Source organism: Streptomyces sp. NBC_00094 (assembly GCF_026343125.1).
Taxonomy (GTDB): domain Bacteria; phylum Actinomycetota; class Actinomycetes; order Streptomycetales; family Streptomycetaceae; genus Streptomyces.
In genome coordinates this window covers 7688875-7712230 of sequence record NZ_JAPEMB010000001.1, presented here as the reverse complement: position 1 = coordinate 7712230, position 23356 = coordinate 7688875, and the positions used below count along the sequence as shown (strand labels likewise).

Sequence of the window (23356 nt, the reverse complement as noted above, 5' to 3'; positions counted from 1 at the left end):
GCCAGGCCGCCGAGGAGATGAGTCGTCCACCGCGGCTCACGTGCAAGCAGGCACACGCCATTCACTGATCACCAGTCAGAGCCGACCCCTTGACGGCAAGGAAGAACCACTGATGCCCACTGCTCCGCTCGCCTCCGTACTCTTCGTCTGCGTCCACAACGCGGGCCGCTCCCAGATGGCCGCCGGATTCCTGGACCACCTGGCCGGCGACCGCGTCGAGGTCCGCTCCGCCGGCTCGGTCCCCGGCGACCGCGTCAACCCGGCCGCGGTCGAGGCGATGCGGGAGGTCGGCGTCGACATCTCCCACCGGAAGCCGAAGGTACTGACCACCGAGGCCGTCCAGGCGTCCGACTACGTCATCACCATGGGCTGCGGCGACGCCTGCCCGGTCTTCCCCGGCAAGAAGTACCTCGACTGGGCCCTGGAGGACCCGGCCGGCCAGGGCGTCGAGGCCGTCCGCCCCATCCGCGACGAGATCAAGGACCTCATCGAGGGCCTCATCGCCGAGATCGACGCGCGACAAGAGGCGTGAGCACCGCGACGGCCCCGACCGCGAAGGGACGGCCTTCGCGACCAAGCCGTCGCCACGCGCTCTCCCTCGCCGGCCATCGATGCTCGAGGGAGGAGTGAGGGAGCGTCAGCTGGATCCCGGCTCCCGACAGGAGCGGACCGGGGCGCCGAGGAGGATATCGGCGGCGCTGGGGAACTCGGTGACGCAGCGGGGGTTGACCGCGTACCGGATGCTGGCGCCGACACGGCGCCTGGTCAGGAATCGAGCGGTGTGGAGGATCTTCAGGTGATGGGAGACGGTCGACTGGTTGAGTCGAAGGTGGGCGACGATCTCGCCCACCGGCACGGAGTCCGTGTGGCCGCTCAGGAACCGCATGATGCGGATGCGCGTGGGGTCGGCCAGAGCCCGGAACCAGCCGGCGTACTCCTCGGCGGTCTCCTGGTCGAGCGAGGTCTCGGACATGGGAATCCTTTGCGGACCAGGTGGAAGACCGCCGCCGCTCCGGCCGGCGGCGAGCGGAGGAACCGGCATGCGTGCGTGCACGTCGGTGCGGGCCGTGGCCGGAGTCTCGACTCCGGCCACGACCTACGGCCGGATCAGCAGCAGGTGCCGCCGGGCGCGCACTCCTGCGTGTCGGCGTCCAGGGGCTTGTGGGCGCGGATGATCGCGGCGTGGAGACCGTCGGCGGCCTCCTGGGTGAAGACGACCTCCGCGTCCTTCAGGCCCACCGCGTCGAGGAGTTCCTTGTACTCGGCGACGGACAGCGCGCCGGCGATGCACTGGCTGTGTCCGCCGCGCTCGGCCCGCTCCTCGGGGCTGAGCCGGTCCTCGGCGACGACGTCGCTGATGCCGAGCCGGCCGCCGGGGGTGAGGACGCGGGCCATCTCGGCGAAGACGGCCGGCTTGTTCAGGGACAGGTTGATCACGCAGTTGGAGATGATCACGTCGACGGTGTCGGCCGGCAGCGGGATCGACTCGATCGTGCCCTTGAGGAAGACGACGTTGTCGACCTCGGCGTCGGCGACGTTGCGGGCGGCGAGGGCGAGCATCTCCTCCAGGAAGTCCAGGCCGAAGACGCGGCCGTCCGGACCGACGCGCCGGGCGCTGAGGATGACGTCCAGGCCGCCGCCGGAGCCGAGGTCCAGGACCGTCTCGCCCTCGCGCAGTTCGGCGACGGCGCTCGGGTTGCCGCAGCCGAGGCTGGCGAGAAGGGCGGTGTCGGGCGCGGTGCCGGGGCCGATCTCGTCGTACGCGGCGGGTCCGAAGGTCTGCGGGTCGGGCGAGCAGCAGGCGCCGCTCGTCTCGGCCTCGGCGGCCTTGGCCCGGTAGTACTCCCGGACCTCTTCCTGCAGGCTGCCGGCGGTGGTGGTCTCGCTCATGACAGGTGGTCCTTCTCGGTCAGGCGCCGGTGGGGGCGAGGCGGTGCACGGGGCGCGGGTAGGAGGGCTTGAACGACACCGGGGTGGTCGCCGAGGAGGTGACGGCGGTGGCCAGGTCGGCGGCCTTGACCGCCTCGGTGACGGCGGCGTCCAGGGCGTCGGGCTCGCAGGCGACGCGGGCGTTGACGACGGCGCGGCCGGTCGGTGCGGCGGCCTCGGTGGCGCGGTCGAGCGTGGGCTGCGCGCCGGATTCGGTGAGGCTGAGCTTGGCGAAGTCCCCGTCGGCCGTCTCCACGGTGATCTTGGCGTGGCCGATCACGGCGTCGTGCTCAGCGGACCAGGCGGACAGGTTCTCCAGGACGGTGCGGGCCCAGGCGGTCGCGTCGAAGCCGCCCTCGACGGCGGTGAGGTCGAGCTCCTGGTTCATCCAGGCGAGCTGGGCCTCGGCGGCCGCGTAGCGGTCGTAGTCGATGTCGAGGACGACGTCCTCGTTCGTGGCGGGTGCCTGCCACGCTTCGAGCAGCGTGTCCAGGTGGGCACCGGTGGTGGCGGAGTAGCCGACGACGGTCGCCTTCGGGTTGCTCGCACGGAGCGCGGCGAGGAGCTCCTCGACCCGGTCCACCTTGATGGTGTCGAGCTTGTTCACGGCGATGACGTCGGCCTCGGTGACCTGCTGGCGGAAGAGGTACGAGAGGTCCGACTCCGGCTCGCCGCGCTCGGCGGCGCGGGCGAAGGCCAGGTGTCGCAGCGGGTCGACGACGGTGGTCAGGGGGGCGACGACCATGTCGTCGCCGTAGTACTGACGCAGCGGGCGTACGACGGTGGCCTGGAGGTCCGTGCAGCTGCCGACGGCCTCGGCGATCACGGTGTCGACGCTGTCGGAGGCGACCAGGGCGACGATGGCCTCGACGAGGTCCTCGAACTTGCAGCAGAAGCAGCCGCCGGTGACCTCGGCGACGCTGTCGAGCTTGCTCCGTACGAGCTTGGTGTCGACCAGCTCGACGCCCTGGTCGTTGGTGATGACGGCGACCTTGCGGCCCTGCGCCTGGAGCGCCAGGGCGGCGGCGGTCATGGTGGTGGTCTTGCCCGCCCCGAGGAAGCCGGTCAGGGGGATGAAGGTGATCATGTGGTCCTTCTCGTCCTTGTCGTGGAGCCGGGCGGGATCAGGCGCAGCAGCCGCTGTCGCCGGAGCCACCGAGGAGGGGCAGGCTCGCGGGCTGGGCCGGGGCGGAGGCGGCGCCGAACGCGACGCGCCTGCTGTTCCCGAAGGCGTCGAGCCAGGCCGCCGCTCGTGGCCGCAGCGCCGGGTCGGCGAGCAGCATCGAGGTGGTGACGGCGCGCGGGGTGCAGCCGCGCAGGGCCTTCGCCTGGTGGGCGCCGGCGCCGAACTCGACGGTGCGCAGGCCTTCGGCGTAGGCGTCGCGGACGGGGGCGTCGAGGACGAGCGCGAAGTAGATGCCGCTGCGCTCGCCGATCGCGGCGTAGTCGAAGCCGGCCCACTTCGGGAAGAGGCGGTGGTTCTTGCGGATGGTGACGCAGGTGGCGACGAGCGCGCCGTCCTTGTATCCGAGGTACGCGCGGACGTCCGCGCCCTCGTCGATCAGCGCGGAGAGGACACCGACGATGTGTCCGGGCTCCTCGCCGGCGCCGTTCTTCTCCCGGTTGAGGCAGGTGAGTTCGGCGATGCGGGCGACGAACGGGCGGATGTCGGCGCCGTCGACGCGCTCGATCGTCACGCCGGCGGCCTCGGCGCGGCGGACGTCGCCCTTGATGCGCTGGCGCTTCTTCAGGGGCAGGGCCGCGAGGTGGCCTTCCCAGTTCGGCGCGTCGAGGCTCATGAAGTCCTCGTAACCCCAGAACGTGCTGTGCCCGCCGGCCGCGTCGAGCGCGTCGACCAGGGCGTCGTTGCCGCGCCGGGCGGGGATCCAGGGGGCGACGATGCACTTGATGCCGGCCTCGAACGCGGCGGGCACCAGCTTGTCGACGATGGACCCCATCAGGGTGGGGGTCCAGAAGTTGTAGGCGACCTCGGTGCGGTAGCCCAGCGGGGAGCCGAGCAGGAGCGTCGGGAAGAAGGGCTCGGTTCCCAGGGCGTCGACCTCGGCGCTGCGCGCGGCGTCGGTCTCGGCGCCGCAGCACACCTCTTCACCGGAGGGGGCCTGCCAGCCCAGGTAGGTGCGCGGTTCGTGGTCGACGACCGGCGGGGTGGTGAGGATGTAGCCGGGGAGGAGGGCCAGTTCGCCGCGGGCGCGGTGGGCGAGGGTGTGCCAGGGCTGGATGTCGGGGAGCACCTTCTCCGTGGCGCGGAGCCACGTGGGGCCGAGGTACGGCCACGAGTCGGTGAGGCCGGCGAGTTCGCCGGTCCAGTCCATGTCCGGGAGGGTCTGGCCGGTGGAGATGACGACGCGGGGTGATCCACCCATGTCAGTGTCCTTGTCTGTCGAGCGGGTGGGTCAGCACTTCACGCAGCAGCGGATCTTGCCCGCGTCCTCGGCGTCGGTCCGGCGCTCCTGCCAGAGCTCCTCGACGCGCTTGTCGGGGTGCGTCCACTCCACCCAGAAGCCGCGGTCGACGGTCGCGATGTCCTCCATCCAGGGGGAGGAGAGCAGCGGCGAGCCCTTGAACAGCAGCAGGCGGGTCTGCAGGGCGGTGGGGTCGGTGACCCGGGCCAGCCCGGTCTCGACCAGCCAGTCCTCGAAGCCGAGGAGTTCCTCGTACTCGATCCAGGGGGTGAACGGGATGAACGTCGGGTAGAGCTCGAACCCGATCCGCTCGGCCTCGGCGACCGCCTCGCGCATGTGGTCGACGTCGATGTGCTTGTCGAAGATGCGCAGGATGCGGTTGGAGGGGAACTCCAGCGCGCAGGTGACGCGGCGCAGCCCGAGCGAGACGAGCTTCTCCAGCTCCTTGGTGTAGTCGAGGACGTGGTCGACACGGGTCGTGAACTCGAACGTGATCGGGCCGATGGCCTCGACCAGTCGCTCGACCACGCCGATGCCGATGGTGCGGGAGTTGAAGAACTCGGCGTCGATGAAGCAGAAGTGCCGGACGCCCTCCTCCGCGAGCTGCAGGGCGTCGGCCAGGACGCTGTCGGCGTCGTAGGCGGCGACACCGCCGTCGTACGCGCCGTAGACGGAGCAGTACGTGCACTTGTGGTGGCAGCCGCGCGACGCCTCGATGTTGCCCATCAGGCCGAACGGCGAGTGGTGCGCCGGGTAGTGCACGAGGGAGGGGAACAGGTCGCGGGCGGGCCTGGTGACCGAGATGCGCCGACGCGGGGGCTTGGGTCGCATGCCCGTACGGGTCATCAGGGCGGGCACCTCGTCGAGCGCGAGGGTGCCGGCGGCGAGCCCGGCCAGCTCCTCGCTGATGAGCTCGGGCTCCTCCATGATGATGCCGTCGGCGACCTCCAGGAACTCCCGGTGGTTCATCTGGGCGTACTGGCCGAAGGTCACGACCGTGGTGCCGTACGCCTCCGACACCCGGCGCGCCAGGGCGATCCCGCGCTCCAGGCCCTCGAACTGCTGGACCGAGACGAGCGTGAGGTCGAAGGGGCCTTCGGGGATGGCGTCGGGAAGCAGGTGCGCGTCCCAGCCGACGACATCGGCACCGTGGTGCTGCAGAGCCGCAGCCGCACACGCGGACGTCAAGGGCTGGAGCTCCGCTTCGAACGCGGAGGCAACCAGAACACGGGGACTACTCACACTTCCCCCCAGGGAGTGATCAAGGAGCGTGACGGATCGAGATCGGGCCGGGTCAGGGCCCAGGTCGGCAACGACGCTGTCGGCCGACGGCCGGAACCCTGCCAGCGTTGAGCGATGTATGTCAATAGATCGATGAAGGCCTGGAAGGCCACCTCTTCACCCCACCGTCGCCACGGAACGCTGCTGCCCCGATTCGCCCTCGTCTGTTGCTGGTTGCGAAGAGATGCCGAACCCTTGATTCGGTTCGTATACACAGCTTGAAGCCGTCCGGGGCGAAGGGTTCGAGCGGCGATCCAGGCGCCTGCGAAATCAGTTGCCGGCCCCATCCGACGCACCTGCCCCACCGGCGCGTGACCCGAATTCAATCGCCGATCATCGATGATTTCAGCGGTCGAGATATCGCCAGGAGGACACGTAGGCGGTAACGTTCGCCCACGGCATCGCGGTCCGCACCCGGGGTCAGCGGGTGAACGGTGGCCGATGCCTGATGCCTTGGGCCCGTCAAAGGGGAGTGGGCCCGTCACCAGCCGTTCAGGCGCATGAGCGCCATGCGGCGCCCCTCACGGTCCTGAGTGAGTTCGACGGGGAACGCGGTAAGGATCGCCAGGGCACTCGACCACTCCCCTACTCGCTCCCGACGGCCGACAGCAGGCCTGTACGTCCACGGGGCCGGCGAACTGCCGCCGCGTTCCCCGATTCCCACCCCTTCCCTCACCGCAAAGGCACCGCCATGTCTTTCCTGTCCACGGAAACCCGCAGCGCAGCACCGCGCCTCACCGGACGGCGTGTCCGCCAGGGCGCCTCGGTCGCCTCCGCCGCCCTCCTCCTCTCCGCCGCCCTGACCGGCTGCGCCGGCTCCGCGAAGGCCGGCTCGGACGCCATCCAGGCCAGCGGCTCCACCACGGTCGCCCCGGTCGCCTCCGACGCCGCCGAGGCGCTGAAGGCCAAGGGCCTGAACATCACCGTCGCCACCCAGGGCGGCTCCGCCGGCGGCATCTCCCAGCTCGGCACCGGACAGATCAACATCGCCCTCAGCTCCAAGCCCCTGTCCGACAAGGACCACAAGGCCTACCCCGACACGGACTTCGTCACCACGCAGATCGGCGCGGACGCCGTCGGCGTCATCATCACCAAGGAAGTGGCCGACGGCGGCGTCAAGGCCCTGTCCAAGGCTCAGGTGGCGGGCCTGTTCGAGGGCAGGATCACCAACTGGAAGGAGGTCGGCGGCCCCGACCTCCAGGTCTTCGTGTACGACAAGGAGCCCGGCCGCGGCACCCGTGAGGTGCTCGACAAGTTCATCTACGGCAAGGGCGAGCCGCCGGCCCCGCCCAAGTCCGCGAACTACGCGGTCGTCGGCGGCAACCTGGAGACCCGCAACAAGCTGAAGTCCACCCGCGGTTCCATCGCCCCGCTGTCGACCGGCTTCATCGATGGCCACCCCGACCTGGTCGCCGTACCCCTGGAGGGCGTCGCGCCCACCCTGGAGAACGTGGCGTCCGGCAAGTACCCGATGACCCGTCCGCTGTACATGATCACCAACGGCAAGCCCCAGGGCACCGTCAAGCAGTACATCGACTACATCCTCTCGCCCGAGGGCCAGAAGCTGCTGCCCACGCACGGCTACCTCACGCGCGAGCAGATGGGCCTCTGACCATGGGTCTCACTCTGGAGCGCCCCGCCCAGGCGCCCGGACCCGCCGTGTCGCGGCCCTCCTCCCGGAGCGGCCGCGGCAGCCGGGCGAGATGGGTCTGGGGCTGGGCGTACAGCGGCGTCCTGTCCGTGCTGCTCACCCTCGCGGTCCTGCTCGGCTACCTGGTCACGGGCATCGCGAGCGGAACCGTCGACTGGGCGGCCCTGTTCACCTCGTCCACCTGGAGTCCGGGGAACCTCGCCTTCGGCGGCCTGGCCATGATCTACGGCTCGGCGGTCGTGTGCGTCCTGGCACTGGTGCTCGCCGTCCCGGTCGGCTGGGCGGCGGCGGTCGCCTTGTCCGAGTACCTGCCGGTCCGCCTCGCCAAGCCGCTGCGCCTGAGCATCGAGCTCCTGGCAGCGGTCCCCTCCATCGTCTACGGCCTCATCGGCATCATGGTGATCCGGCCGTTCGTCGCGGACCTCGGTGACGTGCCGGGCGGAGACAGTCTGCTCGCCGCCGGCATCGTCCTCGCCGTGATGATCATGCCGACGATCGTCGCCGTCAGCGTGGACGCGCTCGCCGCCGTACCCGGCCGGTACCGCGAGGCCGCGTACTCCCTCGGTCTCACCCGCCGCGAGGTCATCCGATCCGCCGTCCTGCCCCAGGCCCGTCCCGGCATGCGCGCCGGCGTCCTCCTCGGACTGGCCCGGGCCCTGGGTGAGGCCATCGCGGTCTTCATGGTCATCGGCCGCGCCGACGGGCGGTTCCCGGAGTCGCCGGGGGACGCCTTCTCCTCCCTCGTGCGCCCCGGCCAGACTCTCACCACCAAGCTGGCCGGCCCCGAGCCGATGCTCGCGGGCACCTCCGGCCCGTACTTCGCGGCCCTGTGCGGGCTGGGCATCATCCTGCTGGCCCTGGTCGCCGTCGCCACCGTGTGGGGCACGCGCGGCTCCACGGGGCGGGCGGCGCGAGCTCCACGTGCCCGGCGATCCGCCGCGTGGCTGCGCACTCCGAAGGACCGGCTCACCACCGTCCTCCGGCTCGGGGCCCTGCTGCTGCCGGGGGCCCTGCTCATCGGCATGCTCGGCATCCTGCTGGCCCGCGGCGGCGCGGCACTCAACCCGGCCTTCTGGTTCTCGGCCTCCGAAGGCGCGGCGGGTGGCGGCATACGCGACCAGATCCTCGGTACGCTCCTCCTCCTCGCGACCACGGCGCTGATCGCGCTGCCGCTCGGCTACGGAGCGGGCATCGTGCTCGGCACGCGTGCCTCCGCGAAGACCGCCCGCGTCCTGGAGACGCTGACCGTGGCGATCGGCGGGACGCCCACCATCCTGCTGGGCCTCGCGGGGTACGTCCTCTTCTGCACGACCATGGGATGGGGCCGTTCCTGGCTGGCCGGCGCCGTGGTCCTGGTGCCCGTGGTGGTGCCGGTGGTCGCCCTCACCACCGCGGGCCGGATCCGGAGCATGCCGGGTGAGATCACCGAGGCCGCACTGGCCCTGGGCCTCACCAGCTCCCAGTACATCCGCTCCGTGGTCATGCCGTACACCTGGCCGGCCACGCTCACCGGTCTGCTGCTCGGCCTGGCCCGCGCGGCGGGCGAGACGGCTCCCCTGATCTTCACCGCCACGGTGTTCTTCGGGGCACCCGCCCTTCCGACCGGCATCGTCAACGCTCCGGTCCAGGCCCTGCCCACACACATCTTCACCCTGTCGCAGGACTCGGGCGCCCCCGAGGCGATCGCCCAGGCATGGGGCAGCGCCCTCGTCCTGGTCCTGATCACCGCGGGCCTGCTCAGCCTGGCGGTCTTCCTGCGCAACCGCTTCGAAGGAGCACGACGATGGACGACGTGACAACCGGTGCCTCGACCATGGACGACCCGGTCGACAAGACCGTCATCGCGGTCCGCGACCTGCAGATCCTCGCCGGCACCAAGCGCCTCGTCGGACCGGTGACGTTCGAGCTGGCCACCGGATCCACCACCGGCCTGTGCGGTCCCTCGGGCGCCGGCAAGTCCACCGTGCTCCGCGCCCTGGTCGACCTGCTGCCCCACGGCCTCCGCCGTCAGGGCGAGGTGGAAGTCCTCGGCCGTCCCGTCCTGTACGGCAAGGGCGACGCCGGCCTGCGTAGCACGGTCGTCCTCGTACCGCAGACCCCCGTCGTCTTCGGCGGCAGCATCCTCGACAACGCCCTGTTCGGCCTCCGCCACCTGGTACGAGCCTCCCGGAGCGAGATGCACGACCGCGTGGAGCAGGCCCTGCGCGAGGCGGGCCTGTGGGGCGAGGTCTCCAACCGCCTGGACACACCGGCCCAGACTCTCTCCAACGGCCAGCGCCAACGACTGTGCCTGGCACGGGCCTTGGCCCTGGAGCCGGCGGCCCTCCTGCTCGACGAGCCGACCAGCGCCCTGGACGAGCGGAGCCGCGACACGGTCGAGGAGTCGGTGGCCGCCCTGCGCGGCAACCGCACCGTCCTGCTCGTCTCCCACGACCCGGCACAGGTGGAACGCCTCTGCGACCGGACGATCCGCATCGACCTGCCGACCGCCATCGCACCTTCCCCGGCAGCGATCTGAACGCTCGCCCACGCCGCACCCCACACACGTGGGACCCCGGGCCCGGTCCACCGCGAGAAACCGCGACGGACCGGGCCCGACGTCTGTCACCCCGGCCGGCGGTACGAGAACGTTGCCCGACCGGGTGTGGGGCCACCCGGCAGCCAGGGGCACGGTGAGGCCCTCAGCCACGATGTCGACGATCTCCCGTTCGCACGCCGCCAAGGCCTGCTCCGGTCCGGCCCGGTGATCCGAACGAAACGCCTCAGGCGTCGGCGAGGAGGGGGTCGTACTGGGCACTCGTGCGGCGGCCCGACATGAAGGAGAGGAAGTCGCCTACGAAGGCGCTCCGGCCGTAGGCGCCGTCGGTGGCGGTGAGGTCGCGGTGGAAGGCGGTGCGGAACAGGGTCCGGTACTCGTCCGCGTCGATGGTCCCGCTGCCGTCCTTGTCGGTGGCGTCGAAGAGCACCTCGGCGACGCGGATGAGCGCGGGTCCGGCGAGGGAGGGGACGGCGGCGGCGTACTCCTCGGCGCTGACTCGGCCGTCGCCGTCCGTGTCGAGGGCGGCCTGGAGCTCGCGCCACCAGGCGGCGAAGGCGTCGTAGAGCCGGGTCTCCTCGGGTTCGTCCAGGTCGAGGCGGGTGGAGAGTTCGCGGGCCATGGCGGCGAGGTCAGGCCAGTCGAGGTACCCGTCGCCGGTCTGGTCCAGCACCCGGCGGAAGAACTCCTCCGCCGAGCGTCGGCCCTCCCCCGTGGCCGCAGAAGGTGCCGGGCCGGGGTCGGGGTCGGCCTCGCCGCCCAGCGGCGCGAGGAGGCGGAGCAGGGCCGACGCCCGCTTCATACGGGCGCGCAGGGCGGTCACGGTCCGGGCGCGGGGGTCGTCGCTCCCGGGCGAGAGCGAGAGGACGTCGATGATGCTCTCGGCGTTGATCCAGCCCACGGGAAGGAAGCGGGCGAGCCCGGCGGCAAGGTAGGCGCCCTGCATGAGGGTCGGGGCGCCGGGCATCTCCGGTAGGCCGGCCCGGCGCCGGTACGACTCGGGGAGCGAGGCGACGGTGATCGCGCCGAGGAGCGGACCGGCGACGGCCCGGCCGGCCGCCCACAGCGTCGGCGCGCCGTCGAGCAGCGCCGGGGCGGGCAGGTGGTCGAAGAGCCGGTAGAGGATGATGCGCACCGCCTCGGTGTTCTCCAGCTCGTCCTCGACGACCTTGTCGAAGTACCGCCAGAAGTCGTGGAGGTCCTCCGGGAGTTCCCCGGCGTCGCCGTCGAGCGCGGCGAGGAACGCGCGGTACTCGGCGTACATGCGCTCCATGGTGTCCTGGTCGAGCGGCTGGCCGCTCAGCCGAAACATGGTGACGGCGCTCTCGAAGAGAGTGGCGACCACCCAGGCGCGGGTCGCGCGGTCCATGGCGTCGTAGGCGCGGCCGCGGGCGTCGGAGCCGCTCATGCGGGTGTGCAGCCGGTTGAGCCGGGCGGCCTCCCGCTCGCGTACCGCCGGGTCGGCGTCGAACATGCGCCGCATGCTGAGGAAGGTGTTGCGGAGCCGGCGCCAGGGGTGGGCGACGAAGGTGGAGTTGTCGGCGAGGGCGGCGGCGATCTGCGGGTGAGCGGCCTCCAGTACGGTGGCGCGGATCACGGCCAGCGCCCAGCGCGGGTCGTCGAAGAAGGCACGGAACTGTGAATCCGGGCCGAACAAGGTTGCCTCGTCGGCCGTTCCCGTGGTTCCGGTCGTCATGATGGGTCTCCGTTCGTCCGGAGCGGCAGACCGCCGAAGCGGCGGTCGCGGCGCCGGTAGGTGTGCAGGCAGTCGAGGAAGTCGGGGGCCCGGAAGTCCGGCCAGAGCGCCTCGGGGAAGACCCACTCGGCGTAGGCGACCTGCCAGAGCATGAAGTTGGAGATGCGCTGCTCACCGGAGGTGCGGATGACGAGGTCCACGTCGGGGGTGTCGGGGAACGGCAGGTGGTCCGCGAAGAGCTGCTCGGTCACCTCGCCTGCGGGCGTCCCACTACGGATCAGCGACCTTGCGGCCTCGACGATGTCCCGGCGCCCGCCGTGGTCGAAGGCGACGGTCAGCGTCATCCCCCGGTTGTCGGCCGTCAGCGTCGTCAAGTCCTCGAAGTCCTGGGCCAGTTCACGGGGGATGCGCGAGTTGGCGGCCCCGAGGAAGCGGCAGCGGATGCCGCGGGCGAGCAGCAGCGGCGCGTGCTTTCGCACGACCCGGCGGACCAGGCGCATCAGGTAGTCGACCTCGGCGCCAGGGCGGTTCCAGTTCTCGGTGGAGAAGGCGTACAGGCTGAGCCACTCGACGCCGGCCGCCCGGGCCGCCTCGATGATGTCGATGACGGTGGTCTCCGCGGCCCGGTGACCCGCCGTCCGAGGAAGCGAACGCTGCTGTGCCCAGCGGCCGTTGCCGTCCATCACACAGGCCACGTGCCGCGGCACGGCGCGCACCCGCCCGTCGTCCCGCCGCTGCTCGCCGGGCCCTTCGCTCCGCTCCTCCCTGCCCGGCCCATCGTCTTGCCGCTGCCCGCCGGGCTCCTCGCCGCGGCGTCGCCGGTCCGGCCGGTCCTCCGTCACCGCGCGTGCGCTCGGGACGCCGTGGTCCGTCACGCCCGGCCCCGTCCCATCCGGAGCGGCACGTCCAGTCGTACCGCGCTCGGTCACGCCCACCGTGTCTCGCCGCCCCCGCCTCGCCCACGCCCCACCGGCGCGTTCTCTCCCAGGAGTCTGACAACGTGAGAGTCCTGACCGGCGGAAACGGGTGACTGTCACCCTTGGCGCGTACGTCCGAGCCCTCGCACCGGCGTCCTGCGAACCGACGGCCGACGCGGGTGCCCTCCCCCGGCCCGCCGTTGGGTGAACGGTCGAGCGGATCGTGGATCGCGACGAGCCGTGGATGCGCGAGGCAGTCGTCAGCGGTGGTGGTTGCAGGTGCGGAGGAAGTCCGCCAGGCCTCATCCGATCATGCGGGCGCCGTGTTCTGCGATGCCGATGGCACCCTCGTCCCAGGCACGAGTTCGTCGGCCTATCCGGCCGGCCTCCTTGGCCATCGGGACGAGTTGGCCAAGGCCGAGGATGCCTACGCCTCCGGCGACCTGGACAATCGACAAGTCTCGGAGCTGGACGCCAAGGGCTGGGCGGGTGTGTCCGAAGAGCAAGTCTCCGGCTGGCTCGATGGGCTTCCCTTGGCTTCGGGCATCACGGAGACCGTGGGCTGGTGCCGGCGGAACGGGTTGGTGCCCGTGCTGGCCACTCTGTCCGGGGCGGGAGCATGACCCCATCTCACGGGCAGACTCACGTGTGGAGTTCCTCTGTCTGCGGGGTGACACTGGAATAAACCAACATCCAGGAGTGCCGTCATGCTGGAAGTTGAACTAGATATATTCTCCGGCATACGAAACCCGACATGGGTTCTGTCCGAGAAAGAGGAAGCGATCGCGCTCGATCTCCTCATGACAGACATTGAGTAGGTTTCGCAAATTTTCGAAAGCGATGAGCATTTCGCCTTGGGGTGCCGCGGTTTCATCGTTCGCATTCTCAAGACCGACGAGAATCTCTACGGATCTGTCGCCGAGTCACATTCTCTGCCACTTGAGTTCCGCGTGGGCAGCAAACCCTCCAAGTCGGGCGCGTCGATGGCTGACTGGCTACTGGATTTGGCGACTGAACGCGGCATCGATGACGAGGACCCCAAGAATTGTATGCGAGAGGCCTATCCCGTGTTCGTCGGATATTTCTACCAGGACAACCTTCAGGCGTTCTGTAAGGAGGTTGGCGCGTGACCGGCGCGTGACCGGCGCGCAGGACGGCAGGGGCCGGCGATCCCGCACCCCTTCGCACACCGCGCGGGACGGCTCTGCCATCTCTGATTCCGGAGCCCTTCAGAGTGGAGAGCTGGGGGTACCTCTCAATCTAGCCTTCATATCAGCCGAGGATTAATACCGGCACCCAGGCAAGGAACAGAGCGATGGCAAGTGAAAGTGATCTGACAGGCGCCCAAAAGGACGTGTACGAGGAGAACGCTGCCGCCCTCGGTAAGGCCGAGGAGCAACTGCGGATGGCCCAACAGCAGGCCCGTGCGAGGCTGAAGGCAGTGGGCATCGATGACGGCCCCACCTCGTGCATGAGTTGCGGATGTCCGGCGTATATACGGACACCCCACCACCCCGACGCCCCTTGCCCGAGAGAGTTCTGTGAGCACCCCTGGCTTTGGCATCAAGCGTGATAGGGCTCGCCCGCTGAACCTCGGGGCTGTCCCGCTTCGCCACCGAACAACGACAGGCGCCCTGCGCCGGAACGGCTCAGAACCCGGCCATGGACTTGTCGAGCACTCCGCCCAGCGCACCGTAGACGCCGCAGCGAACCAACCGTCCTTCTGACACCGCAGCCCAACGGTCACCCAGCGGACCGACCCGTCACCGGCGAGGGAGAACGCGACCGCGGTCTCGAACTCCTCGTTCTCGCACGGGCAGCAGGCCCCGCCAGGATCCGCGTCCTCCCAGAACTCCTCGCTATCCGCGATGAACGCGCGGCCGCCGCAACCGGTGCACACCCGCTTTAGGCCCCCGCGGACCGTCGGGCTCGACGCCGAGGGCACAGATGCTGGCGGGTCACCTCGCACGAGCTGTCGGACAGGCCGTGGATGTTTCTGGCGCCCCGCCTTGTCAGGGGCGGGGCGGGTCAGGTGAGTGTCTGGGCGGCGTAGAGCGTGCCGAGGGCGGTGGCGAGGGTGCCGAGGAGGAGCCGTAGCGAGGTCTCGGGGAGACGGGGCTGGAGGTGGGCTCCGAGGTAGCCGCCGACGAGCCCGCCCAGTCCGCAGGCGATCCCCAACGGCCAGTCGGGGGCGATGGCGCCCTCGGTGGTCAGGGACAGCAGCGCGTACGTGCCCGCGCCGACGACCGAGGTCACGAACGTGGACGCGAGGGCTGCCGGAGCCACCTCGGCGACCGGCATCCCGCGTCCGGCGAGGATCGGGCCGAGGAGGGAGCCTCCGCCGATGCCGTAGATCCCGCCGACCGTCCCCACCACCAGTGCCAGGCCGCCGGTCGTCCGCGCGGACAGCCGGCGTGCCGGCCTCTCCCCTGCGGCCGGTCGCAGGGTCCGCGAGCACAGCCACAGGCCGAGCGGCAGGAGGAAGGCCGCGATCAGCAGGCGGAACACCGTCGGACCGGGGATCGCGAACACGCGGATGACCGCGCCGACCACGACCCCGGGGACGGTTCCGGCCAGCAGGAGGCGGGTCAGCGGACCGCCGAGCCTGCCCGCGCGGGCGTGCCGGACCAGGGCGCCGGGACCGGCGACGACGTTGTAGAGCAGATTCGTGGGTGTCACCGCGGGGGACGGCACGCCCAGGACGCTGACCTGCACCGGCAGCAGGAACACCGCGCCGGACACTCCGGCCGGAGCCGTCACCACCGAGATCGCCAGCCCGGCCGCGAATCCCAGCAGTCCCGAGGAGCAGTTCACCACACAGCCGTTTCGCAGATCACCGGTCAAGTATCCGCAGGGGCGCGGTGAGTTCGACACGGAGGGGTAGCGTCGGCCGGCTGTGCACTGAACGCGCCGCGTGGCTCTCCCCGGCTCGCCACTCCCCCGGTGGGTCAGCGGTCGCCTCTTCCCACGTCGGCGTCCTCGTTCTCGTCCTCGCCCTCGTCCTCGTCCTGCTCAGGATGGCCGCGGAGGGGGCGCAGGAGCGCGGTGAGGAGGACGGCCGCCAGTGTGCCTGCGACGACGCCGCTGCCCAGGATCGTACGAGCCCAGGCGGGGAATCCCGCGTACAGGTCCGGGGTGAGCAGCGGCAGCAGTCCCGCGGTGAGTGCGAGCGCGGCCGTCAGACTGCCCGTGCCCGTGCCCGACAGGTCGGCCCGGCGGAGCATCTCGACGCCCATCACGGCGATGACGGCGTAGACGACGAGGGACGAGCCGCCGACGACGGCCTCCGGTATGCCGGCCAGGGCGCGGGAGACCGGCGTGGCGAGCCCGAGGCCGATGAGGAGGACTCCTGCCCCGGCGGTCACGAAGCGGCTGCGGACTCCGGTGAGCCGGCCGATGCCGATGTTCTCCGCGCTGGTGACCATGAGCGACGTCCCGAACAGTCCGCCCGCCATCGAGACGAGGGCGTCGGCGCGGGCGACGCGCGGAACGTCACGCTCGGGGGCGGGAGTCCGGCCGACGTTCTCGCTGTTGAGCACCGTCTGTCCGGTGATCTCGGCCAGGGTCGTGAGGCTGAACACGAGCAGCGGCAGGGCGGCCACGAGATCGAACCGGGGCGCCCCGAACGGCAGGAGGTCCGGCAGGGCGAAGCCGCTGCCGGCCGCCGGACCGAAGGTCCCGAGGCCGGTCGTCACCGCCACGACGGTGCCGGTCACCATCCCGATGAGGACGGAGGTCTGGCGCCAGACGCCGCGCAGGAACACGTACGCGGCGACGGTCGCCGCGACCGTCAGCGCGGCGAGGAGCACCGCGCGCGGTTCCCCGGTGCCGTCCGGGCCGGTGATGAGCCGGGCGGCGACCCGGATCATCGCGATCCCGATGAGCAGCACGGTCACGCCCATGACCAGGGGCGGGAAAAGGCGAACGACCCGGGCGTACAAGGGCAGTACGGAGAGCAGCAGCGCCGCTGCCAGGAGGACGGCACCGGTGGCGGTCGGCGCGCCGTGTTCCTGGGCGATCTGGAGGAACAGCGCGGTCGCGGCGCCGCCGGGCAGCATGACGAACGGCAGGCGGCCGCCGATCCTCCACACGCCGAGGGACTGGAGCAGGGCGCCCGCTCCGCACAGCAGAAGGACGGCGCTGAGCAGTGAGGCCGTGGCTCCCGGCGGCATCTTCAGGGTGCCGGCGACGAGGAAGACGGTGGAGACCGGCGCGGCGATCATCGCCAGGACGTGTTGGGCCGCCAGCGGTGCGAGTCGCCGCAGCGGAACCCGCGCCTGGACGGGGTCGACGGCCGGGACGGCGTCGACGGACTCGACGACCTCGGCAGCCTTGCCGGTCTCGGCAACCTTGCCGGTCTCGGCAGTCTCGGCAGTCTCGGCGGCCTTGGCGGCCTTGGCGGCCTTGGCGGCCTTGGCGGCCGCGGCGGACCGGGGCGAGACGGAAGCGGAAGCGGAGTGGGTGTCCCTGGTGGTCGTCATGCCGTCGCCTCCAGCCACGGGATGTCGGCCGCGGCGTAACGGTAGGCGCGGAAGACGGCGTTGGGTTCGGACGGGAAGAGACCGCGGACCTCGCTCTCCTCGTATCCGGCGAAGTAGGGGACGACGTACTCCCAGCAGAGATAGCCGTCCTTCGTCACCTCGAAGAGCCGCCCGGACGGGGAGTCCGTGACGAGGGTGTTGCCGTTGGGCAGGCGCTGTGCGGAGCCCATGAAGGGCGCGAAGAAGAACTCGCGGGCAGGGTCGTGGTACTCCCATACGACGTCGCCGTCGCCCCGGTCGATCTCGATGACGCGGGAGTAGGGCACGTCGTGCCCGGGACGGAAGACGCCGTTGTCGAAGACCAGCAGCCGCCCGTCGTCCAGTTCGGTGGGCGCGTGCTGCTGGCTGGTCGTGCCGGGTCGGCTGCGCCAGAGGATCTCGCCGGTGTCGCGGCTGATGACGACGACCGCCGAGACGCTGCGCAGGCTGACGAGGATGTTGCCGTCCCGTAGGGGCGTGACACTGTTGATCAGGGGCCAGTGCTCGCGGGCGTACGCCTCGTGGAGCGCGAAGGACGCGCGGTCGAGGTGCTCGGCGGCGCGCCACGACCACAGGAGTTCGCCGTCCGGGCCGACCTCCCTGATGGTGTCGGCCCAGACCACGCCGTCCGCGGCTTCGGAACCGGGCACCCCGCCTCGTACCGTCGCTGCTTCTGCCCCGGTCAGGGGCTCCAGAGCGGTGTAGAGGATGCGGCCGTCGTCGAGATGGTGGGCGTCGTGGTGCTGGAGGGGGTCCCGGTACTCCCGGAGGACGGTTCCGTCGGGTGCCGCCCGGAGCATGACGCCGCCCCGGTACTTGTGCCACATCGGGAAAAGGGCGCTCTCGCCCGGGAGTACGCCGTTGTAGGCGAGGTTTCCGTCGGCGAGCAGCCGGGCGTGGCGGCCGGGCCGGTAGGGAAGGTCCCAGCGGTGGACGGTACGGCCGTGGATGTCGACGAGGTGGACCTCTCCCGTGCCGGTGAGCGGCGCGTAGAGGGTGTAGCCGTCGTACACCGCCGTCTCGTCGCAGGCGATGAGGCCGGTGGGGCGTCGGCGGCGCGAGTTCTGGTCGATCGGGGGCATGTCGGAACTCCAGTCGTCAGTCGTCGGCAGCCGTCGGTCGTCAGTCGTCAGGTGCCGGTCATCAAAGTTTCTTTGATGTGATCAATCGACTTTGACGGTAGAGACGTTGTGTGACGGGCGTGTGTCGGCAGTACGAAACCGTCTCCGGGTTCCCGGCGCGCGCCGCGTAGGGTGCCGTCAGGCGCCGTCGACCAGGGAGAACGGCACCGTGGGGTGGGGGAAGGACGGGACACCATGGAGGCCGTGAACACACCGCGGGTGGGTGCCGCTGTACGCCGACGGCGACGGGCACTCGACCTGACGCTCGCCGACGTGGCCGAACGCAGCGGGCTCTCCTCCCCGTTCCTCAGCCAGATCGAGAACGACCGGGCGCGCCCCAGCATGCGGTCCCTGCAGCGGATCGCGGACGCGCTCGGCACGACGGCCGTACATCTGCTCGCCGCCTCGGACGAGACCCGCACGATCGACGTGGTGCGCGCCGGCGAGGACAGCGGCCTCGACCGGGAGGCAGGCGTCCGGCCGGTGGTACGCGGCCGCCACCAGCTGCACGCCCTGGAGTTCGTCGGCGAGCACGAGGCGGACCGCGAGTTCCGGCACCGCAACGACGAGTTGATGTACGTGGCGGACGGCGCGGTGGAGGTGGAGGCCGACGGCCGGGTCCACCGACTGACGCGCGGGGACACCCTGCTGCTGTCCGGCGGTGTCCGGCACCGCTGGCGTACCACCGAGCCGGGCTCGCGGGTCCTGGTGGTCGCGATCGGCGACCACGTGGAGGTGCTGGGGTCCTGAGGGGGGCGGGGCGCCCGCGCGTTTCGGGAGCACGCTCACTGATCTTCCCTGGTGAGGCCGCGTGCTCCCGGAGGCTGCGAGCGGCGGAGACACCTACCCTGAAAGGGAGCGTTCAGCAGGATCGGAGGACACCATGATCGTCCTCGGCATTATCTTGCTCGTGATCGGATTCGTGGCCGGCATCAGCATTCTCTGGACCATCGGGATCATCCTCGTGGCCGTCGGCGCCATCCTCTGGATCATGGGTGCGGTCGGTCACCAGGTCGGCGGGCGCCGGCACTACTGGTAGGCGGCCGACAGCGACGTACAAGGGTGGCGGCCGTGTCGACGTCGAGCCATGAGATCGCGGGGGCCCCGTGCTGGGTCAGCCTGATGTCCCGGGACATGGTGTCCGCGCAGCACTTCTACAGCGGCGTGCTCGACTGGGAGTTCAGAGCCAGTCGGCTCGGTGACGGTTTCGCGGTCGCCTTTCTCGACGGGGCTCCGGTGGCGGGTATCGGGGCGCTCACCGAGCGTTTCGTCATCCCGGTGGCGTGGACGCCGTACTTCGCCGTCGTCGACGCCGACGTCACCGCGGCCCGGATCCTCGAACGCGGCGGCACCATGGCCGTGGGTCCCCTCGCCTTCGGTACCGGCCGTGCGGGCTTGGCCGCCGACCCCACGGGAGCCGTGTTCGGCTTCTGGGAGGGTGCCGTGGTCCCGGACTGGTCGGTCGGTCGTGGCAGTGCTCCGGCCTGGCTGGAACTGCGTACACGTGAGGCTTACGCCGCCTCGACCTTCTACGGCGAGGTCTTCGACTGGTCCGGTGAGCGCCCCGGCTGCTGCGTGGCGTCCTACGAACACGATCATGTCGTTGTGCGCCATGGACACGACACCGTCGCCCTCATCGGCGGCGGAGCTCTCGACGAGGCACCGGACCCCGAGGTCCGCCCCGACTGGCACGTCCGCTTTCCCGTGCCCGATCTTGAGGAGGCGATCGAGGCCACCGACCGGGCGGGGGGCAGCACCGCCTCTCCCGTCCACACGTCCCCCATGAGCCGATGGGTCGATCTCGCCGACCCGGAGGGGGCGCACTTCACCCTGGTCGCCCCTCATGACCCACCTGGCCAGGCGCCGGCACGATGATGGGCTCCCGGCCCGACGGGCGTCGGTCTCCGTTGCAGCGGGTGAGCAGCGTGTTCCGCCGATTGCGGGCCGGGCACCGATGGGGGCCGGTGAGCGATCTCGAGCTGTGGCAGCGTGCGCTGGGGTTCGCGGCACTCGGGTTCCTCACGCTCGTCCCGCTTCTGATCGTCGTGTCCGCGGCGGGTGCGGGGAGCGGGAAGGGGTTCGCGCAGTGGCTCGGGGACGGCCTCGGAGTGTCGGAGGCGGCCAGGGCGGAGATCGAGCGGTTGTTCGCGCTGCCGGGCCAGGTGCGGCGGACCACGACGGCGTTCGGCCTCGCCCTTCTCGCTGTGTTCGGCCTGTCGTTCGGCACCGTGGTGCAGAGCGCCTACGAGCAGGTCTGGGACCTCCCTCCGGCCCGCTGGTGGGCCCGGTGGCGGCACGTTCTGTGGCTCGCGGTCCTCATAGCGGTCCTCTACCTGTTCGCGGTCCCCTCCTTCTGGCGCGACAGCCCGGCCCATGGCGTCGTCACCCTGCTGAGCGGCGTCCTGTTCTTCTGGTGGTCACAGCGACTGCTGCTCGGCGGCCGGGTCGCGTGGCTCGCCCTGCTTCCCGGGGCGGTGGCCACCGTTCTCGGACTGCTTGGGCTCAGGATCTTCTCCCGGCTCGTCTTCTCCCCGCTGATAGCGTCCAGCGCCGTCACCTACGGCCCGTTCGGAGCGTTCCTCGTCATCCAGACCTGGCTCGTCGCCGTGGGCGTGGTCGTGTTCGGCGGTGCGCTGACGGGCCGCCTCATCGAGGGCGAGCTGCCCCGCCTGACGACCGCGCCGAAGCGACGGGGGTGATCCCCGGCGCCCGTGGACGCGGGTCCGGACGCGCGTCGGCAGCGGTGACAACGTGCGGGCAGTCGTGTGGGAGTTCCGAGCTCCCGTTTCGCCATTGCCGAAATCCGGCACATTCTCCGCGATCCATCACCTACGGAGAGGCATCGCCGTGAGCGACATCGACATCTGGGTCTACCACCCGAGGGCGGGATACCAGCAGGGAACCGATCTCATCGGCTACAAGGTCGAGGCCACCGACGGTGGCATCGGGAAGATCGACAAGCATTCCGAGGAGGTGGGTTCCTCCTACCTGGTCGTCGATACCGGGATGTGGATCTTCGGCAAGCACGTGCTCCTGCCGGCCGGCACCATCAAGCTGATCGACACCGTGGAGAAGAAGGTCTACGTCGACCGGACGAAGGACCAGATCAAGGACGCCCCCGAATTCGACGAGGCCGCGTACGGCGGCGAACCCACCTACCTTGAGCAGTTCGCCCGGTACTACGGCCAGCCGCACATGTGAGAGCGGGCGATCCCGTTCACAGCCGGGGGCCCACCCGCGGATGCGGCCCCCGCCTCCTCAGAGGGCGGCGGGGGCTGCGGGCGCTTCGACGCCTGGACTGCGCGCCGGTCTACTTCTCGGGGTCCAGGGAGTCGCGGACGCCCTTGGCGCGCTCACTGACCGCCTCGCCCGCTTCCCGGGCCTTGCCCTTCATCTGGTCCGTCTTGCCTTCCGTCTCCAGGCGCTTGTTGCCCGTCGCCTTTCCGGCGACTTCCTTCAGCTTGCCCTTCGCCTTCTCCGTACCCTTGCCAGCCATGACGGGACTACCCCTTTCCTACGGATTGGTTCCACACGTCACGCTAGTCACGCACCGGGAATCCCGCCCGTCGACGGGACGGGACGATGAGGACATGGACCGTGGCGGCCTGACGTCTTCCTCACCGAGCCGCGGAATGACCTGTTCAGAACGCGTTGCGGCGCCGCAGCCTCAGCGGACGGCCGTCCGGATCGACCAGAACGCGGTACAGCGGAGTCACCAGCGCCCTCTGCGCGCCGGACAGATCCGGGGGTGTGTACCCGCGCAGACGGCCCGCCGGGCGTGGACCACGGCGGCCGGTTTGATGCCATGCGTCGAGTGCCGCGGCAGCCTCCTCGAAGGCACCGAAGGCGATCGCCGGGTCGCACAGCGCGTCCGGCGCCGCCACTGCCCGCTGTCCCGCGGCCCCCTGCACGTCCAGGTGCTCGCGCATCAACCCCAGGCGCAGCTCTCGCGCGAAGACGCGCGCGCCGTCTCCGAGCCCTCCGGGGTCGCGTGGCTGCCGCTGGTCCAGGATCTCGTCGACGACGGCGCAGCTGAGTTCGGAGTCGTGGGTCCACGAGCGGAGGTTGATGTTGTCGGAACCCACGGAGGCCCACACGTCGTCGATCACGCACACCTTGGCATGCACGTACACGGGGGTCCCGGCATGGTTCTCCAGCCCGTACACCGCGACCCGGTCGCCGCCGGCGCGACGCAACTCCTCCATGGCCGTGATCCGCCCGACCAGGTTCATGGGCAGCGTGAGCCGGCCGGCCTGCTCCGGGATCGTGGGGATGACGCCGATCATCAGCAGTCCGGGGTGCCTGGCCAGAGCCTGGGCGAAGCAGGCCACCACCCTGGGGGACCACAGGTACTGGTCCTCGACGTAGATCAGGGCCCTGGCCCGTCGAAGCGCCTTGAGGTACCCCCGCGCGATGCTCCGTTCTCCGTCGGGGGCGAAGGGATAGCCGCGCAGCAGTCGGTTCGGATACGTGCGCAGCAGCTGCACGGTGTGCGTGCCGTACGGAACGGGATCGGGGGCCTGCGGCGGGAGGCGATCCGCGTCGGTGTCCTCGCGGTGCAGCAGCGCGCGCAGGCGGGTGGCCGGGCTACGACTGAGCGGAGCGGGGTCCTGCCACCGTTCGCGGAACACGGCCTCGACGTCGCCGACGACCGGGCCGCGAAGGGCGAGCTGGACATCGTGCCACGGCGGGTGCGGACCGTAGGCGGAGGCCAGGGGCAGAGACTGGCGGTCGCCGGAGTGGGTGGCGTCGTCGTTCCGGTTGCGGCAGAGATCGATTCCTCCGACGTACGCCACATCCAGCTCCGGGCGGCCGGGGTGACGCAACACCACCATCTTCTGGTGGTGCGAGCCTCCGGGCCGCACCCGCATGTCGAGCAGGCACTCGCCGCCCGCCTCCTCGATCTGCGCGCCGAGGCGGCGGTTCTCCTTCTGGCTGAACCGGAGACCGTCCAGGTGGGAGCGCCACAACAGCCCCTTCACGACGACGTGACGTCTGGCCGCCTCACACAGAACCGTGCCGACCTCGGTGCCCTGACCGGCGAGCCGCTCGTCGCGATCGCCGCGCCAGTCGGTGAACAGGAGCAGGTCGCCGGAGCGCATGACGCGAATGGCCTCCAGGAGCTCCGTGAAGTACGCGGCGCCGTGAACCAAGGGGCGCGCCTGATTCCCCTCGGACCAGGCCTTCCCGTCCTGGCGGCGCGTGTCCAGGCGCGTCGCGGAATTACCGCGTTCACCGGATGTCAGGAACCACTCTGCACGCGTCACGTCCTCGGCCCTCCA

22 protein-coding genes and 1 pseudogene are annotated in these 23356 nt (G+C 70.7%); 11 read left to right on the top strand and 12 right to left on the bottom strand.

Annotated elements, in window-relative coordinates:
* The first annotated feature begins 112 nt into the window (after positions 1-112).
* Positions 113-532: an arsenate reductase ArsC gene (locus tag OG580_RS33975; protein ID WP_267047497.1), complete on the top strand. Its 420-nt coding sequence runs from the start codon at positions 113-115 to the stop codon at positions 530-532.
* A gap of 105 nt (positions 533-637) precedes the next feature.
* Here the strand turns inward: OG580_RS33975 and OG580_RS33970 are convergent, their stop codons facing one another.
* From OG580_RS33970 to OG580_RS33950, 5 genes are all read right to left on the bottom strand, one after another.
* Positions 638-973 (bottom strand): helix-turn-helix transcriptional regulator, encoded by a 336-nt coding sequence (locus OG580_RS33970; RefSeq protein WP_267047496.1) that lies wholly within the window; start codon positions 971-973, stop codon positions 638-640.
* 134 nt (positions 974-1107) lie between these two features.
* Positions 1108-1890, bottom strand: a complete 783-nt coding sequence (locus tag OG580_RS33965) for a methyltransferase domain-containing protein (protein ID WP_267047495.1) — start codon at positions 1888-1890, stop codon at positions 1108-1110.
* Positions 1891-1909: 19 nt separating this feature from the next.
* Positions 1910-3016: a GTP-binding protein gene (locus tag OG580_RS33960; protein WP_267047494.1), complete on the bottom strand. Its 1107-nt coding sequence runs from the start codon at positions 3014-3016 to the stop codon at positions 1910-1912.
* A gap of 37 nt (positions 3017-3053) precedes the next feature.
* Complete coding sequence (locus OG580_RS33955; RefSeq protein ID WP_267047493.1) at positions 3054-4313, bottom strand: GNAT family N-acetyltransferase; 1260 nt, start codon at positions 4311-4313, stop codon at positions 3054-3056.
* Between the two features lie 30 nt (positions 4314-4343).
* On the bottom strand, positions 4344-5594 hold the full coding sequence (locus OG580_RS33950; RefSeq protein ID WP_267047492.1) for an RCCLKC-tail radical SAM protein: 1251 nt from the start codon (positions 5592-5594) through the stop codon (positions 4344-4346).
* A 730-nt stretch (positions 5595-6324) separates the two neighbouring features.
* Between OG580_RS33950 and OG580_RS33945 the strand changes: the two genes are divergently transcribed.
* From OG580_RS33945 to OG580_RS33935, 3 genes are read left to right on the top strand one after another with little or no spacing between them, the layout of a single operon-like run.
* Positions 6325-7245, top strand: a complete 921-nt coding sequence (locus tag OG580_RS33945; RefSeq protein ID WP_267047491.1) for a phosphate ABC transporter substrate-binding protein — start codon at positions 6325-6327, stop codon at positions 7243-7245.
* A gap of 2 nt (positions 7246-7247) precedes the next feature.
* The gene (gene pstC, locus OG580_RS33940) at positions 7248-9080 is read left to right on the top strand and encodes a phosphate ABC transporter permease subunit PstC (protein WP_267047490.1); all 1833 of its coding nucleotides are present in this window, start codon (positions 7248-7250) and stop codon (positions 9078-9080) included.
* Between the two features lie 17 nt (positions 9081-9097).
* Positions 9098-9802, top strand: a complete 705-nt coding sequence (locus OG580_RS33935; RefSeq protein ID WP_267048220.1) for an ATP-binding cassette domain-containing protein — start codon at positions 9098-9100, stop codon at positions 9800-9802.
* Between the two features lie 244 nt (positions 9803-10046).
* Here OG580_RS33935 and OG580_RS33930 read toward each other — a convergent pair whose 3' ends face one another.
* Both OG580_RS33930 and uppS read right to left on the bottom strand, forming a co-directional pair.
* A complete protein-coding gene (locus OG580_RS33930; protein ID WP_267047489.1) occupies positions 10047-11516 on the bottom strand; it encodes an oxygenase MpaB family protein in 1470 nt (489 codons plus the stop codon).
* Positions 11513-12232 carry a polyprenyl diphosphate synthase gene (gene uppS / locus OG580_RS33925; RefSeq protein ID WP_267048219.1) on the bottom strand — a complete coding sequence of 240 codons (720 nt, stop codon included), beginning with the start codon at positions 12230-12232 and terminating at the stop codon, positions 11513-11515. Before uppS ends, OG580_RS33930 begins: the two co-directional genes overlap by 4 nt.
* Before the next feature lie 524 nt (positions 12233-12756).
* Here uppS and OG580_RS33920 point away from each other — a divergent pair.
* Both OG580_RS33920 and OG580_RS33915 read left to right on the top strand, forming a co-directional pair.
* A pseudogene (locus OG580_RS33920) lies at positions 12757-13041 on the top strand (haloacid dehalogenase); the annotation flags it as partial.
* Positions 13042-13383: 342 nt separating this feature from the next.
* Positions 13384-13563: a hypothetical protein gene (locus OG580_RS33915; protein ID WP_267047488.1), complete on the top strand. Its 180-nt coding sequence runs from the start codon at positions 13384-13386 to the stop codon at positions 13561-13563.
* An 898-nt stretch (positions 13564-14461) separates the two neighbouring features.
* Here the strand turns inward: OG580_RS33915 and OG580_RS33910 are convergent.
* The 3 genes from OG580_RS33910 to OG580_RS33900 form a co-directional block, all read right to left on the bottom strand.
* Positions 14462-15247 (bottom strand): sulfite exporter TauE/SafE family protein, encoded by a 786-nt coding sequence (locus OG580_RS33910; protein ID WP_267048218.1) that lies wholly within the window; start codon positions 15245-15247, stop codon positions 14462-14464.
* A gap of 134 nt (positions 15248-15381) precedes the next feature.
* On the bottom strand, positions 15382-16914 hold the full coding sequence (locus tag OG580_RS33905) for a uracil-xanthine permease family protein (protein ID WP_267047487.1): 1533 nt from the start codon (positions 16912-16914) through the stop codon (positions 15382-15384).
* Positions 16911-18035, bottom strand: coding sequence for an aryl-sulfate sulfotransferase (locus tag OG580_RS33900; protein ID WP_267047486.1), 1125 nt, complete (start codon positions 18033-18035; stop codon positions 16911-16913). The genes OG580_RS33905 and OG580_RS33900 overlap by 4 nt, the downstream gene beginning before the upstream one ends.
* Positions 18036-18269: 234 nt before the next feature.
* Here OG580_RS33900 and OG580_RS33895 point away from each other — a divergent pair, with 234 nt between their 5' ends.
* The 5 genes from OG580_RS33895 to OG580_RS33875 all read left to right on the top strand — a co-directional run bounded on the left by OG580_RS33895 (position 18270) and on the right by OG580_RS33875 (position 21275).
* Positions 18270-18824: a helix-turn-helix domain-containing protein gene (locus OG580_RS33895; protein WP_267047485.1), complete on the top strand. Its 555-nt coding sequence runs from the start codon at positions 18270-18272 to the stop codon at positions 18822-18824.
* 133 nt (positions 18825-18957) lie between these two features.
* On the top strand, positions 18958-19113 hold the full coding sequence (locus OG580_RS33890; protein WP_267047484.1) for a DUF6131 family protein: 156 nt from the start codon (positions 18958-18960) through the stop codon (positions 19111-19113).
* Between the two features lie 83 nt (positions 19114-19196).
* Positions 19197-19949, top strand: coding sequence for a VOC family protein (locus OG580_RS33885; RefSeq protein WP_267048217.1), 753 nt, complete (start codon positions 19197-19199; stop codon positions 19947-19949).
* Positions 19946-20773 carry a YhjD/YihY/BrkB family envelope integrity protein gene (locus OG580_RS33880; RefSeq protein ID WP_267047483.1) on the top strand — a complete coding sequence of 276 codons (828 nt, stop codon included), beginning with the start codon at positions 19946-19948 and terminating at the stop codon, positions 20771-20773. Before OG580_RS33885 ends, OG580_RS33880 begins: the two co-directional genes overlap by 4 nt.
* A gap of 148 nt (positions 20774-20921) precedes the next feature.
* Positions 20922-21275 carry a PRC-barrel domain-containing protein gene (locus OG580_RS33875; protein WP_267047482.1) on the top strand — a complete coding sequence of 118 codons (354 nt, stop codon included), beginning with the start codon at positions 20922-20924 and terminating at the stop codon, positions 21273-21275.
* 109 nt (positions 21276-21384) lie between these two features.
* Here the strand turns inward: OG580_RS33875 and OG580_RS33870 are convergent, their stop codons facing one another.
* Together OG580_RS33870 and OG580_RS33865 are read right to left on the bottom strand one after the other, a co-directional pair.
* Positions 21385-21570, bottom strand: a complete 186-nt coding sequence (locus OG580_RS33870; RefSeq protein WP_267047481.1) for a CsbD family protein — start codon at positions 21568-21570, stop codon at positions 21385-21387.
* 145 nt (positions 21571-21715) lie between these two features.
* On the bottom strand, positions 21716-23341 hold the full coding sequence (locus tag OG580_RS33865; protein ID WP_267047480.1) for a phospholipase D family protein: 1626 nt from the start codon (positions 23339-23341) through the stop codon (positions 21716-21718).
* Positions 23342-23356 lie beyond the last annotated feature (15 nt).

Bases quoted from the DNA above. Each gene is read 5' to 3' on its own strand.
- OG580_RS33975 (WP_267047497.1), top strand. From the start codon at position 113: ATGCCCACTGCTCCGCTCGCCTCCGTACTCTTCGTCTGCGTCCACAAC.
- OG580_RS33970 (WP_267047496.1), bottom strand. From the start codon at position 973: ATGTCCGAGACCTCGCTCGACCAGGAGACCGCCGAGGAGTACGCCGGC.
- OG580_RS33965 (WP_267047495.1), bottom strand. From the start codon at position 1,890: ATGAGCGAGACCACCACCGCCGGCAGCCTGCAGGAAGAGGTCCGGGAG.
- OG580_RS33960 (WP_267047494.1), bottom strand. From the start codon at position 3,016: ATGATCACCTTCATCCCCCTGACCGGCTTCCTCGGGGCGGGCAAGACC.
- OG580_RS33955 (WP_267047493.1), bottom strand. From the start codon at position 4,313: ATGGGTGGATCACCCCGCGTCGTCATCTCCACCGGCCAGACCCTCCCG.
- OG580_RS33945 (WP_267047491.1), top strand. From the start codon at position 6,325: ATGTCTTTCCTGTCCACGGAAACCCGCAGCGCAGCACCGCGCCTCACC.
- pstC (WP_267047490.1), top strand. From the start codon at position 7,248: ATGGGTCTCACTCTGGAGCGCCCCGCCCAGGCGCCCGGACCCGCCGTG.
- OG580_RS33935 (WP_267048220.1), top strand. From the start codon at position 9,098: ATGGACGACCCGGTCGACAAGACCGTCATCGCGGTCCGCGACCTGCAG.
- OG580_RS33930 (WP_267047489.1), bottom strand. From the start codon at position 11,516: ATGACGACCGGAACCACGGGAACGGCCGACGAGGCAACCTTGTTCGGC.
- OG580_RS33905 (WP_267047487.1), bottom strand. From the start codon at position 16,914: ATGACGACCACCAGGGACACCCACTCCGCTTCCGCTTCCGTCTCGCCC.
- OG580_RS33900 (WP_267047486.1), bottom strand. From the start codon at position 18,035: ATGCCCCCGATCGACCAGAACTCGCGCCGCCGACGCCCCACCGGCCTC.
- OG580_RS33895 (WP_267047485.1), top strand. From the start codon at position 18,270: ATGGAGGCCGTGAACACACCGCGGGTGGGTGCCGCTGTACGCCGACGG.
- OG580_RS33890 (WP_267047484.1), top strand. From the start codon at position 18,958: ATGATCGTCCTCGGCATTATCTTGCTCGTGATCGGATTCGTGGCCGGC.
- OG580_RS33885 (WP_267048217.1), top strand. From the start codon at position 19,197: ATGTCCCGGGACATGGTGTCCGCGCAGCACTTCTACAGCGGCGTGCTC.
- OG580_RS33880 (WP_267047483.1), top strand. From the start codon at position 19,946: ATGATGGGCTCCCGGCCCGACGGGCGTCGGTCTCCGTTGCAGCGGGTG.
- OG580_RS33870 (WP_267047481.1), bottom strand. From the start codon at position 21,570: ATGGCTGGCAAGGGTACGGAGAAGGCGAAGGGCAAGCTGAAGGAAGTC.